Origin of the sequence: Streptococcus mitis (genome assembly GCF_000722755.1) — a bacterium.
Classification (GTDB): Bacteria; Bacillota; Bacilli; order Lactobacillales; family Streptococcaceae; genus Streptococcus; species Streptococcus mitis_CM.
Genome location: NZ_JPFY01000010.1, coordinates 24,555 through 37,353 on the forward strand (window position 1 = coordinate 24,555; position 12,799 = coordinate 37,353).

At 39.6% G+C, this 12,799-nt stretch carries 13 protein-coding genes; 8 read left to right on the forward strand and 5 right to left on the reverse strand.

Translation table 11 applies throughout. The annotated features are described in order from the left end of the window. The first annotated feature begins 10 nt into the window (after positions 1–10). From SK578_RS01285 to SK578_RS01325, 8 genes are all read left to right on the forward strand, one after another. Positions 11–1,252 carry an aminopeptidase gene (locus SK578_RS01285; RefSeq protein ID WP_042749972.1) on the forward strand — a complete coding sequence of 414 codons (1,242 nt, stop codon included), beginning with the start codon at positions 11–13 and terminating at the stop codon, positions 1,250–1,252. Positions 1,253–1,261: 9 nt separating this feature from the next. Continuing rightward, entirely contained in the window at positions 1,262–1,492 is a 231-nt protein-coding gene (locus SK578_RS01290; RefSeq protein ID WP_000901569.1) for a GlsB/YeaQ/YmgE family stress response membrane protein, read from the forward strand. Between the two features lie 224 nt (positions 1,493–1,716). Next, on the forward strand, positions 1,717–2,439 hold the full coding sequence (locus SK578_RS01295; protein WP_042749973.1) for a pseudouridine synthase: 723 nt from the start codon (positions 1,717–1,719) through the stop codon (positions 2,437–2,439). Positions 2,440–2,550: 111 nt separating this feature from the next. After that, on the forward strand, positions 2,551–3,885 hold the full coding sequence (gene pepC, locus SK578_RS01305; protein ID WP_042749976.1) for an aminopeptidase C: 1,335 nt from the start codon (positions 2,551–2,553) through the stop codon (positions 3,883–3,885). Between the two features lie 138 nt (positions 3,886–4,023). Beyond that, positions 4,024–5,340, forward strand: coding sequence for an ISL3 family transposase (locus SK578_RS01310; protein ID WP_001059646.1), 1,317 nt, complete (start codon positions 4,024–4,026; stop codon positions 5,338–5,340). A gap of 261 nt (positions 5,341–5,601) precedes the next feature. Continuing rightward, positions 5,602–6,180 (forward strand): DUF4230 domain-containing protein, encoded by a 579-nt coding sequence (locus SK578_RS01315; RefSeq protein ID WP_000493216.1) that lies wholly within the window; start codon positions 5,602–5,604, stop codon positions 6,178–6,180. Between the two features lie 166 nt (positions 6,181–6,346). After that, entirely contained in the window at positions 6,347–6,592 is a 246-nt protein-coding gene (locus tag SK578_RS01320; protein ID WP_004238875.1) for a hypothetical protein, read from the forward strand. Positions 6,593–6,954: 362 nt separating this feature from the next. Next, the gene (locus SK578_RS01325; protein WP_075230488.1) at positions 6,955–7,350 is read left to right on the forward strand and encodes a leucine-rich repeat domain-containing protein; all 396 of its coding nucleotides are present in this window, start codon (positions 6,955–6,957) and stop codon (positions 7,348–7,350) included. 234 nt (positions 7,351–7,584) lie between these two features. Here the strand turns inward: SK578_RS01325 and SK578_RS01330 are convergent, their stop codons facing one another. From SK578_RS01330 to SK578_RS01350, 5 genes are all read right to left on the reverse strand, one after another. Beyond that, entirely contained in the window at positions 7,585–8,496 is a 912-nt protein-coding gene (locus tag SK578_RS01330) for a PTS system mannose/fructose/sorbose family transporter subunit IID (protein WP_042749980.1), read from the reverse strand. 14 nt (positions 8,497–8,510) lie between these two features. Beyond that, entirely contained in the window at positions 8,511–9,323 is an 813-nt protein-coding gene (locus tag SK578_RS01335) for a PTS mannose/fructose/sorbose transporter subunit IIC (RefSeq protein WP_001280328.1), read from the reverse strand. Between the two features lie 74 nt (positions 9,324–9,397). Further along, a complete protein-coding gene (locus tag SK578_RS01340; protein WP_042749983.1) occupies positions 9,398–10,387 on the reverse strand; it encodes a PTS sugar transporter subunit IIB in 990 nt (329 codons plus the stop codon). Positions 10,388–10,631: 244 nt separating this feature from the next. Continuing rightward, positions 10,632–11,651: an alcohol dehydrogenase AdhP gene (adhP, locus tag SK578_RS01345; protein WP_042749984.1), complete on the reverse strand. Its 1,020-nt coding sequence runs from the start codon at positions 11,649–11,651 to the stop codon at positions 10,632–10,634. 224 nt (positions 11,652–11,875) lie between these two features. Next, entirely contained in the window at positions 11,876–12,688 is an 813-nt protein-coding gene (locus SK578_RS01350) for a Cof-type HAD-IIB family hydrolase (protein WP_042749986.1), read from the reverse strand. Between the last annotated feature and the right edge of the window lie 111 nt (positions 12,689–12,799).

The window sequence follows — 12,799 nt, forward strand, 5'->3', positions numbered from 1 at the left end:
AGAAAACAGAATGGTTTTACCAAATTTTAAAGAAAATCTAGAAAAATATGCGAAATTGTTGGTTGCGAACGGAATTAACGTGCAACCTGGACATACTTTGGCCCTCTCTATTGATGTGGAGCAACGCGAGTTGGCGCATCTAATCGTAAAGGAAGCTTATGCCTTGGGTGCGCACGAGGTCATCATTCAGTGGACAGATGATGTCATTAATCGTGAGAAATTCCTCCACGCGCCGATGGAGCGTCTGGACAATGTGCCTGAATATAAGATTGCTGAGATGAACTATCTTTTGGAGAACAAGGCTAGTCGTCTTGGAGTTCGTTCATCTGATCCGGGTGCCTTGAATGGAGTGGATGCTGACAAGCTTTCGGCTTCTGCTAAAGCCATGGGACTTGCCATGAAGCCAATGCGTATCGCAACTCAATCCAACAAGGTTAGCTGGACTGTAGCCGCCGCTGCTGGACTTGAGTGGGCTAAGAAAGTTTTCCCAAATGCTACGAGCGACGAAGAAGCAGTTGATCTCCTTTGGGACCAAATCTTCAAAACTTGCCGTGTCTATGAAGAAGATCCTGTTAAGGCTTGGGAAGAGCATGCAGCTATCCTCAAGAGCAAGGCAGATATGCTTAATAAAGAGCAATTTTCAGCCCTTCACTACACAGCGCCAGGAACAGATTTGACACTTGGTTTGCCGAAAAACCATGTTTGGGAATCAGCTGGTGCTATCAATGCACAGGGCGAAGGATTCTTGCCAAATATGCCTACAGAGGAAGTCTTCACAGCGCCTGATTTCCGTCGCGCAGATGGTTATGTCACTTCTACAAAACCGCTTAGCTATAACGGAAATATCATCGAAGGTATTAAGGTGACCTTTAAGGATGGACAAATTGTGGATATCACTGCAGAAAAAGGCGATCAAGTCATGAAAGACCTTGTCTTTGAAAATGCGGGTGCGCGTGCCTTGGGTGAATGTGCCTTGGTACCAGATCCAAGTCCAATTTCTCAGTCAGGCATTACCTTCTTTAACACCCTTTTCGATGAAAATGCGTCAAATCACTTGGCTATCGGTGCAGCCTATGCGACTAGCGTCGTTGGTGGCGCAGATATGAGCGAAGAAGAACTTGAAGCTGCAGGTCTCAACCGTTCAGATGTTCACGTAGACTTTATGATTGGTTCTAACCAAATGGATATCGATGGTATCCGTGAGGATGGAACACGTGTACCTCTCTTCCGTAAGGGAGACTGGGCAAATTAAGGAGATAATATGTTAGGAAGTATGTTCGTTGGTCTCCTTGTGGGATTTTTAGCAGGTACCCTGACCAATCGTGGAGAACACATGGGATGTTTTGGAAAAATGTTTCTAGGCTGGATTGGTGCCTTTATAGGCCACTTGCTTTTTGGGACTTGGGGACCGATAATAGCAGGAACTGCCATTATTCCGGCAGTACTGGGTTCCATGATTGTCTTAGCGATTTTCTGGAGACGAGGGAGTTAATTTCTTAAATCTGATACTCAATGAAAATCAAAGAGCAAACTAGAAAACTAGCCGCAGGTTGCTCAAAACACTGTTTTGAGGTTGCAGATAGAACTGACGAAGTCAGTAACATATACCTACGGCAAGGTGACGTTGACGCGGTTTAAAGAGATTTTTGAAGAGTATGAAACGAAAAGGAGGTTGGTTATTGAGACGGCCTCCTTTTGATATGGTATAATGATTCTATGAGATTAGATAAATTTTTAGTTGCCTGCGCTGTGGGGAGTCGGACTGAGGTCAAAAACTTGCTCAAGGCTGGGCGAGTGACGGTAAATGGTAAAAAAGAAAAATCAGCTAAATTGCAGATTGATGAAGAAAGAGATGAGATTCGCTTTGATGGTCAAGTGCTGGAGTACGAGGAGTTTGTTTATTACATGATGAACAAGCCCAAAGGTGTTATTTCAGCGACTGAGGATCCCAAGCACAGAACCGTTCTGGATTTATTGGATGACTTGGCGCGGAGCAAGGAAGTTTTCCCAGTAGGGCGCTTGGATATTTACACGCATGGTCTTTTGCTCTTGACTAATGATGGCAAGCTTGCCCATACTCTTCTTTCACCTAAGCGTCATGTGGACAAGACTTATCTGGCTCAGGTTAAGGGAATTATGACTCAAGAAGATGTGGAGACATTTGCCAAGGGTATTCCGCTCAAAGACTTTACCTGTCAGCCCGCTAGACTGGAGCTTGTGTCTGTAGATACAGAAAAGAATCAAAGCCAAATCCGTGTGACCATTGCAGAAGGGAAATTTCATCAGGTCAAGCGTATGGTGGCTTACTGTGGCAAGGAAGTAGTGGACCTACAGCGTTTGACTATGGGAACTTTAGTTTTGGATGAGAATTTACAAAGAGGAGAATGGCGTCGTTTGACCAAGGAGGAATTGGAAAATCTTCTTGCGAGTATTGCTTAATTTGGTTTATATTCGAAAAAGGGGAGGGACAATGTCCTTGCCTTTTATGTTTTTCAGTTGCTTCCTTTGTGAAAAGAGTTATAATAGACTGTAGAATAAAAGGAGGAATCTATGAACGCGATTCAAGAATCATTTACTGATAAACTATTTGCCAACTATGAAGCAAATGTCAAATACCAAGCGATTGAAAATGCTGCTAGCCACAACGGAATTTTTGCAGCTCTGGAACGTCGCCAAAGCCATGTAGACAATACACCTGTTTTCTCATTGGATTTGACCAAGGACAAGGTAACCAACCAGAAAGCGTCTGGTCGTTGCTGGATGTTTGCAGCCCTTAACACTTTCCGCCACAAGCTCATCTCGCAATACAAACTAGAAAACTTTGAGTTGTCACAAGCTCATACTTTCTTCTGGGACAAGTATGAGAAATCAAACTGGTTCTTGGAGCAAGTCATTGCGACTGCAGACCAAGACTTGACGAGCCGCAAGGTTAAATTTCTACTCCAAACACCACAACAAGACGGTGGTCAGTGGGATATGGTCGTTTCTCTCTTTGAGAAATATGGTGTCGTACCTAAATCAGTCTATCCTGAATCTGTTTCATCTAGTAGCAGCCGTGAGCTTAATGCCATTCTTAATAAATTACTTCGTCAAGATGCTCAAATCTTACGTGACCTCTTGACTTCAGGTGCTGATCAAGCAACTGTTCAGGCTAAGAAAGAAGACCTCTTGCAAGAAATCTTTAACTTCCTTGCAATGTCACTAGGTCTCCCACCACGTAAATTTGACTTTGCTTATCGTGATAAAGACAATAACTACCAAAGCGAAAAAGGTATCACTCCACAAGAGTTTTACAAGAAATATGTCGACCTTCCATTAGAAGACTACGTTTCTGTGATCAATGCTCCAACTGCTGATAAATCATATGGCAAATCATACACAGTTGAGATGTTGGGAAATGTCGTTGGTAGCCGTGCAGTTCGCTATATCAACGTACCTATGGAACGCTTGAAAGAATTGGCGATTGCTCAAATGCAAGCAGGAGAGACTGTTTGGTTTGGTTCTGATGTCGGCCAGCTCAGCAACCGTAAAGCGGGAATCCTTGCGACAGATGTTTATGACTTTGAATCAAGCATGGACATTCAACTCACTCAAGACAAGGCTGGACGTTTGGACTACAGCGAAAGCTTGATGACCCACGCCATGGTCTTGACAGGTGTTGATTTGGATGAAAATGGCAAAACAATCAAGTGGAAAGTTGAAAACTCATGGGGAGACAAGGTCGGTACAGATGGTTACTTTGTTGCTTCAGATGCTTGGATGGACGAGTACACTTACCAAATTGTTGTTCGTAAGGAATTACTAACAGCAGAAGAACAAGCTGCCTATGAAGCAGAACCAATCGTCCTTGCACCATGGGATCCAATGGGTGCCTTGGCTGAATAAATGAGATATAAAAAGAACGGTTCTATAATTTTTAGGGTTGATGGAAATTTTCCACCAACCCTATTTTAGTGTATACAAAAAGGCCAACATCCATTATATTAAAAGCGCTGAAACCTAAAACAAAAGGATGATGACCATATGAACAATATACTAGAAGCTACACTACAAATCAAAGATAAAAACATTATTTGGGATAATAAAGTTCAAGAGAAGATATTTAAAAAGAGAAAATCTTTATTTTATGCAGCTACTTATACGCATAAACCAGAATTTTGTACCGTTTGTGGGTGTGTTAGCCGAAATAATAATATCGTTAAAAACGGCACGAAAACATCTCGTATCACTCTCTGTTCTGTTTCAGGCCTAGCGGCCTACTTAAATCTACGCAAGCAGAGATTTCTCTGTAGAGAATGCGGCTCTTCATTTACCGCAGACACTAGTCGAATCGTAGAAAAACACTGTCATATCTCTAAACGCTTAAAAAACGAAATTAAATCAAAAATAAGTGAAACAGTATCTGAAACCTATATTGCAAAAGAAACAAATGTTTCAGTTCATACGGTAAGACGTATCATAGATGATACAACACGTTTACTAAAGATTAAACCATTACACGATTTACCTGAGCATTTGTGTTTTGATGAATTTAAATCCGTCAAATCTTCCGATAGTAATATGAGCTTCATTATTTGTGATAGCACTACACACAAGCTGGTCGATGTTGTACGAGATAGAAAATCTTACAGCTTGAAAAAGTATTTTCATCGTTTTGAGCCTAAGACTAGATTAAAGGTAAAAACTATCTCCATCGACATGTACTTACCGTACATTCAATTAATAAAAGAAATGTTTCCTAACGCTAAAATTATCATTGATCCTTTTCATATCGTACAAGCCTTAAATAGAGAATTAAATCGAACTCGGGTACGTGTCATGAATAAGCATCGCTATAAAGACTCTAAATTATATCGAAAGTTAAAACATTATTGGAAGTTAATTTTAAAGAACTCTAATGAACTTCAGAACTATAAATATAATCGTTATAAGCTTTTTGAAAGCTTCATAACAAGTAAAGGAATCGTAGATTATATCTTAGAAAAAAATCCATCTCTTAAAAATGATTATGAGGTTGTACATTCACTTCGTGAATGTATACAGGATAGAGATTATATAGAATTCAAGGAAACGATTGAAGCAGCTACGCAATTAGACCTATCTCCTGGTTTAAAAAGAGTATTAAAGACTCTTATGACTTACTTGCCATATATTCAAAATACTTGTGAGTATCCAACTAGAACAAATGGCCCTATTGAAGGAATAAACAATAAAATAAAAGTGCTTAAAAGAAATGCCTACGGCTTTAGAAACTATTACCATTTTAGAAATAGGATTATTTTAATAACAAAAATGTTTGGCCCAAAACAAAAAGGAATTAAGCAACAATTAGTTGCTTAATCCCTTCCTAAATTTCTTCATCAACACTATTTGACAAAGAGCCCTTTTTTAGTGCTCAAAATAGCACTCAATTTTAAATGGATTTGGTGTTCAAAAAATATAATCAAATGCAACAAACTAATTTCATTTTTAATAGGCACAATTAATTTTAGAAGATAGTACGAAAAAATATTGACTATTTTCTTTAGAATGTGTAAAATTTAGATAGATTATTTAAAGTGAGGTTTTTTTATCTTGTCTATATTAAAGAAGAAAGTTAATATGTTTAGTGTACTATTGAATGTGGTATTAATAGCTATTATAGCTATTGGAGTGCTATTTTTCTTACCTAAGGAACATAAATCAGAAGTCAAATCGTCAATTAATATCGAAAGTATTGAAAAAGTGAATGAAGTTGTATTTTTGAATGCGGGAATTAATGAAATTATTTCTGAAACAAAAACAACTCAAGTTTTTGGGTTTGATGTGCCGTTCTCTAAAAAAGCAGCATTAGTAATTTTAAATTATAAAGCTAAATTTGGAATTAAAAGTAGTGTAAAGGTTGAACAAATAAGCGAAAAAGAATATAAGGTTATTGTTCCAAAATTGGAAGTAATTGGTGTTGAACTTTCAAAAGATAATCCTTATGATTTATATGATAGTCATGGAGAGTTATTAAGTGGAACTACAGAAGATATTGATACTGGGAAATTGGTCGCTAACCAACTTTCTAGTGATAAACAAGCAGAGTATTTAGATAAATTTAAGAGTGAAATTAAAGAATCTGCAATCAATTATTATAAAACAATATTTTCTTCAATGGATTCTGAAGTAAAAGTAACTATAGAATTTACAGAATAATTTTTGAAATACAAAACCCTGGCCATCTCTGGTCAGGGTTTTGTGTGGTTCTATAATTTTTAGGGTTGATGGAAATTTTCCACCAACCCTATTTTAGTGTATACAAAAAGGCCAACATCCATTATATTAAAAGCGCTGAAACCTAAAACAAAAGAATGATGACCATATGAACAATATACTAGAAGCTACACTACAAATCAAAGATGCACACAATGAAGGTGTTACATTCCATTTCTTAGAGAATATTAAAGAAGTATTGCGTGATGAGAGTGGGAAAGTAACTGGTGTAAAGGTTATTACAATGGAACTTGGTGAATCAGATGAAAGTGGAAGAAGATCAACGCATGAAGTGGCAGGTAGTGAACATATTATTCCATGTGACCTTGTCGTTGCAGCAATTGAACAAAAGTAGACTTTAGTGTTCTAGATGAAAGGTAAAAATTTGACTTTCGGTCAACATCAGAATACAATAGAAATGAACTAATAACAGGGGATGCATATTTAGGTCCTCAATCTATCGCAACCGCAATTAAAGGCGGGTGAGAAGTTGCGACAGAAGTACATGAATCGTTTAAAGAAAACACATAAATAACTTGTGGTGCCTTTCGTTTTTTTACTGGGAAAATTAAGGAACTATAGTTATAAATCCTTAAATATATTAATATATTAACATGCGTATATTTATGGGAAGAAGGTTATGTCATCTATAGTTGTACTTCTGACGATAAGGTTGTTCGTGTACCAAAGGAAATTAAAGGTAAACCTGTTATCGCAATTGGAGAACGTGGTCTTGCGAACTTGAAACATTGTGAGGCAATCGTTTTACCAGATACAGTACGATATATTGGAAAAGGTGCGTTTACGATTGACAATAAGTTAAAGTATGTCCACTTTGGTAAGTCAATAGAAACAGTAGAAGATGATGTTTTCAACTCTGATAGTTCATTAGAATCAGTTGTATTCCCAGAAGGAACAAAGAGTATTGGAACATTAGTATTTTGGGGGACATCATCAATTAAATCTATTACAATTCCAGCAAGTGTAACAGAAATTACAGAATACTTCTATTTTGTGGATAACTGTAACCCAGATGTAGAAATCCATACACCTAAGGGATCAAAGGCAGAAGAAGTAGCTAAAGCAATGCAACTTAAAGTAGTAAATGACTAAAGGGGAATAGTATGAACAAAAAATTACTATCAGGCTTAGGGACTGACCCCAAAAAGTGAGAATTTAATAAAAACACCCTAGGGCTACCGTCTTCGGTATTCAACCGGAGACAGGTAGTCCAATTTTTGTTGGATTCTTTTTTCATTAGGTTCTTCATCAACACTATTTGACAAAGAGCCAAAAGAATCAGGTGATAAACCTGATTCTTTTTTTGTTTGTACATTCTCACCAAGATTACATGATACCGAAGAAACGAGCTGCGATACCTACTGCAAAGAGTGCAAGGATGATTGAGATTGGTGATACTTTTTTCTTAAGCAACCACATGCAAAGGAAAGTAAGGAGAAGTCCCATCAATCCTGGAATCAATGAATTCAACTGACCTTGAAGGGTTTGTGGTTGAATCTTATCTAGGCTCAATCCACCAAGTGCTTGTCCAAGGATACCTTTCAATTCAGCACCTGATACAGCTCCTTCTGGGAAGTTGATGTAGGCACCTTCAGCCAATTGTTTACCTGGAAGGTTAACAGTGAAGTTGATCGATACCCAACGTTGTACAAGAACAGCAAGGATGAACATACCAAGGATAGAAGCTCCTTTAGTGATGTCTTTCAAGATACCACCAGACATGTCTTTAGTGATTTCAGATCCAGCTTTGTAACCAAACTCTTGTGTGTACCATAGGAAGGCCATACGGATCGCATTCCATCCGAAGAAGAAGAGAAGTGGACCAACCAAGTTACCAGATGCAGCAAGTGATGCACCAAGAGCTCCAAGGATAGGACGAACTGTAAACCAGAATACTGGGTCACCGATACCAGCAAGAGGTCCCATCATACCGATTTTAACCCCTTGGATAGCAGCGTCGTCGATTTCAACACCGTTAGCACGTTCTTCTTCAAGTGCAAGAGTAACCCCCATGATTGGAGCAGCTACGTATGGGTGAGTGTTGAAGAACTCAAGGTGACGCTCAAGAGCAGCAGCTTGGTCTTCTTTAGTAGTGTACAATTTTTTGATAGCTGGGATCAACGAATAAGCCCAACCCAAGTTTTGCATACGCTCGTAGTTCCAAGAACCTTGAAGGAATTGTGAACGCCACCAAACTTTTTTACGATCTGATTTTGATAATTGAAGTTTTTCAGTCATGATTGTTCCCCTTTCTAGTAGTCTTCTAGGATATCACCGATTGGGTCGTTAGAAGTCGCAGCTCCGCCGCCACCGTTACCACCTTGTTTTGAAAGGTTAAGGTAGATGAAGGCAAGGGCAACACCGACTACACCAAGGGCAATCAAAGTCAATTGAGAAATGGCAGCAAAAGCAAAACCGATTGCGAAGAATGGCCATACTTCACGAGTTGCCATCATGTTGATAACCATAGCGTAACCAACGGCAACGACCATAGCACCACCGACAGCCATACCACCGTTCAACCAGTCTGGCATCAATTTAAGAGCATCTTGAACGGCAGAAGCAGGGATAGCGATAAGGAAGGCTGCAGGGATAGCGATACGAAGACCTTGAAGAAGAAGTGCGATAAAGTGAGCACGTTCAACAGCCGCAATATTTCCTTCTTTAGCAGCAGCATCTGCAGTGTGAACCAAACCAACTGAGATTGTACGAACAATCATAGTCAAGAAAAGTCCAGCTACGGCAAGAGGGATAGCTGTTGCTGTTGCAACGGCGATACCTTCAGTAGTAAAGTTACCACCTTTGATTAAGATGATTGCTGCGGCAACAGATGCAAGGGCAGCGTCAGGAGCTACGGCAGCTCCGATATTTGCCCAACCAAGGGCGATCATTTGAAGTGATCCACCAAGCATAACCCCTGCTTCGAGGTTACCAGTTGCAAGTCCGATAAGCGTACATGCGACGATTGGTTGATGGAATTGGAATTGGTCGAGGATACCTTCAAGACCTGCAAGGAAGGCAACAACTACAACCAAGACAGCAGAAATAATTGAAATATCTGACATGGTTTTATTCCTTTTCTATTTAATGATAATAAAGTGAAAAATTTTCTTAGAATTCTTCTATAGTTTAATGTCTATTATTGAACGTTGGCTTTGTTAATCAAGTCAAACAAATCTTTTTTGGTGTCATTTGGTACTTTACGTACGTCAAATTCAACACCGAGGTCACGCATTTTTTCAAATGTAGCAACGTCATCTTTGTCCATAGACAAAACGTTGTTGACCATTGTTTTACCTGTTGAGTGAGCCATTGATCCTACGTTAAGGGTCTTGATTGGCACGCCACCTTCGATGGCACGAAGGGCATCTTGAGGTGTTTCAAACAAGATAAGGGCATGTGTTTCTCCAAAGCGTGGGTCTTTTGAAACCTCGATCAATTTTTGAATTGGAACCACATTGGCTCTGACATTATTTGGAGCCGCTTGTTTAATCAATTCTTTACGAAGGTCGTCGTTGGCAACGTTGTCTGAAGCAACGATGATACGGTCTGCTTTTGAATCTGGAGTCCAAGCAGTTGCAACCTGACCGTGAAGTAAACGAGTGTCTAGACGGGCAAGGTTAATCTTGAGTTTTCCATCTCCGATAACAGTGCCTTCTGGTATAGCAGCTTGGGCTACAGGAGCAGCTGCAGCACTTGCAACTTCTTCAACTGGATTTAACTCTTCTGGAAGAGCTTTGATGCCATCTTTGGCTTCTTTGATAATATTCGCAGCGACTTTTTCCACACCTGCTGTAGCGTCCATGAGGCGCTCTGTATAGGCTTGGATTAACATCGGTAAGTTAAGTCCTGTGATGATGGCAAACTTACGCTCAGGATTTTCTCCCATCACGCGACTAGCTTGGTTAAATGGAGATCCACTCCAAAGGTCAGCCAAAACTAGAACCTCATCTTCTGCGTCAAATGCAGCAACAGCGTTATTAAACTTAGCGTATAAATCATCAGGACCTTCATTTGGCATAAAGGTTACAACTTGAACCTTTTCTTGTTCACCAAAGATCATAGATCCTGACTGATGAATACCAGCAGCAAATTCGCCGTGGCTCGCAATAATGATTCCGATACTCATTATTGTCATTCCTCCTTTTTTGTTTTAGTTTTCGTTTAAGAAAACTTTAAGACTAGATAAGTATAAACCGTTTTCATATAAAAAGCAACTATTTGATATAAAATATTCAAGAAAACATTTAAATAGTGTATTTAATGATATTGATATAATAAGGTTTCGAGAAGACATAGTAATTTTTGATATTAAAATTTAATATAAAAAAGTTGGAAGCGCATTCCAACTTTTAAAATAGGTTTTTATTAGATTAGTGGGTGAAGTCGAGTACCATACGTCCTTGGATTTGACCTTTTTCCATTTCGTCGAAAATGGCTACAGCATCTTCTACTGGACGTTTTTGAACAACTGGAACTACTAAACCTTCTGCACCGAATTGGAAGGCTTCTTCCAAGTCTTTACGAGTTCCAACAAGAGAACCGATGACTTGGATTCCATCTAGAACGGTTTTGACGATGCTGAGTTCCATCATTTCAGAAGGAAGACCAACAGCGACTACGCGACCACCAGCACGAACGGAGTCAACAGCCTGGTTGAAGGCAACTTTAGACACAGCAGTTACGACAGCTGAATGAGCTCCACCATCAGTTTTTTCCTTGATGAATCCAGGTACATCTTCAACTTCGAGTCCGTTAATAACAATGTCAGCACCTACTTCTTTTGCAAGGGCAAGTTTGTCACTGTTGATATCAACTGCGATGACATGAGCATTGAATACTTTTTTAGCGTATTGAACAGCTAGGTTACCAAGTCCACCAGCACCGTAAAGAACAACCCATTGGCCTGGTTCAACTTTGGCTTCTTTAATAGCTTTATAGGTTGTTACACCAGCACATGTGATCGAAGAAGCTTGGGCTGGATCAAGTCCGTCAGGAACTTTAACAGCATAGTCTGCAGTTACGATACATTGTTCAGCCATACCACCATCTACTGAGTAGCCGGCATTTTTCACTGTACGGCAAAGGGTTTCGCGGCCAGTAGTACAGTATTCGCAAGTGCCACATCCTTCAAAGAACCAAGCAACGCTGACGCGGTCGCCGACTTTAAGGCTTTTTACATCTGGGGCAATTTCTTTAACGATACCAACACCTTCGTGACCTAGGACACGTCCTGGTACTTGACCAAAGTCACCATGGGCAACGTGGAGGTCAGTGTGGCAAACACCGCAGTATTCAATTTCTACAAGTGCTTCCCCAGTTTCAAGTGGACGGAGTACTTTTTCCTCAATAGCAACACCAGTGCTTTCTGGATTTACAACAACAGCTTTCATAGCTATCCTCCTTGATATTAACTGAGAGCAGGAGAAACAGGACTGGATTGATTTTGTGTCAACAGAGTCGAGTATGACGAGCTCTCTTGTATTTATATGTGAAGTATATCACAAAAGAAAGTCTTTTCCAAGGTTTTGGATGCAAAAAGTAGAATAATCGATTAACTGGTTGATGAGACTGTGAAAAGAGCACAAAGACCAGCTCGCAAGCTGGTCAGTATGGACTATAAGAATAAGTCTTGCAGGGTTTTGGCAACCCCGTCTTGGTCATTGGTCAGGGCGATTTGCTCATCCGCATAGGGGAGTAGCTCTGGGTTGGCATTTTTCATGGCATAGCCCTTCCCAGCAAAAGCGAGCATTTCGGTATCATTGTGTTCATCTCCAAAAGCAATCAAATCTTTTTTGTCGCGGTTCATTACCTTGAGCAAGTAGTCCAAAGCAAAGGCCTTATTGACTCCTTTGGGTGTACACTCAAGGATATTGAGCGGACCTCCCCAGGTATTGATAGACAGTTGATGCTGGTAGAAGGCGTTCATTTCTTTTGCCAAGGCATATTTGTCACTGGCTCTAGTCTGCAACAGAATGCAGTTAGGATCCTTGGTTACCAACTCAGGCTGGAATAGATTTTCAGGCTGGAAAGCTTCTACACCAAATAGTTTGGGATTAGCAATTTCTTCATTAGGATTTGTAATGTAGAATTTTTTACGATATTCTCCAGCGATAAAATCGGCTAGAATGTTCTCTGAACGTTGAACCATGTCTAGCAGATATTTTTTGTCCACCGTCAAACACTTTTCAAAGTTCCAAACTTGGTCTGGTAAATGAGTAAGGGAGCCGTTGAAATTAATCATAGGAGTGTTTAAGCCCAGTTCACGGTAAAAATCTTTTGACATACGGTAAGGGCGACCTGTCGTAATAATAACCTGATGGCCTTTTTCAGTAATTTTTTTGATGGTTTTTTTGGTAAAGTCAGAAATTTGACTGTCTGAGTTGAGTAGGGTTCCATCTAGGTCAACTGCAATAATTTTTTTCGTCATAGGGACCTTTCTAGTGTCTTTTCAGATAAGATGTCTACTATTATAACAGAAAGCAGGCAGAAAAGCAGATTCCAAACAAAAAATGAAATTGGATCAATTTCTTAAATAAAT

Bases quoted from the DNA above. Each gene is read 5' to 3' on its own strand.
- SK578_RS01285 (WP_042749972.1), top strand. From the start codon at position 11: ATGGTTTTACCAAATTTTAAAGAAAATCTAGAAAAATATGCGAAATTG.
- SK578_RS01290 (WP_000901569.1), top strand. From the start codon at position 1,262: ATGTTAGGAAGTATGTTCGTTGGTCTCCTTGTGGGATTTTTAGCAGGT.
- SK578_RS01295 (WP_042749973.1), top strand. From the start codon at position 1,717: ATGAGATTAGATAAATTTTTAGTTGCCTGCGCTGTGGGGAGTCGGACT.
- pepC (WP_042749976.1), top strand. From the start codon at position 2,551: ATGAACGCGATTCAAGAATCATTTACTGATAAACTATTTGCCAACTAT.
- SK578_RS01310 (WP_001059646.1), top strand. From the start codon at position 4,024: ATGAACAATATACTAGAAGCTACACTACAAATCAAAGATAAAAACATT.
- SK578_RS01315 (WP_000493216.1), top strand. From the start codon at position 5,602: ATGTTTAGTGTACTATTGAATGTGGTATTAATAGCTATTATAGCTATT.
- SK578_RS01320 (WP_004238875.1), top strand. From the start codon at position 6,347: ATGAACAATATACTAGAAGCTACACTACAAATCAAAGATGCACACAAT.
- SK578_RS01330 (WP_042749980.1), bottom strand. From the start codon at position 8,496: ATGACTGAAAAACTTCAATTATCAAAATCAGATCGTAAAAAAGTTTGG.
- SK578_RS01335 (WP_001280328.1), bottom strand. From the start codon at position 9,323: ATGTCAGATATTTCAATTATTTCTGCTGTCTTGGTTGTAGTTGTTGCC.
- SK578_RS01340 (WP_042749983.1), bottom strand. From the start codon at position 10,387: ATGAGTATCGGAATCATTATTGCGAGCCACGGCGAATTTGCTGCTGGT.
- adhP (WP_042749984.1), bottom strand. From the start codon at position 11,651: ATGAAAGCTGTTGTTGTAAATCCAGAAAGCACTGGTGTTGCTATTGAG.
- SK578_RS01350 (WP_042749986.1), bottom strand. From the start codon at position 12,688: ATGACGAAAAAAATTATTGCAGTTGACCTAGATGGAACCCTACTCAAC.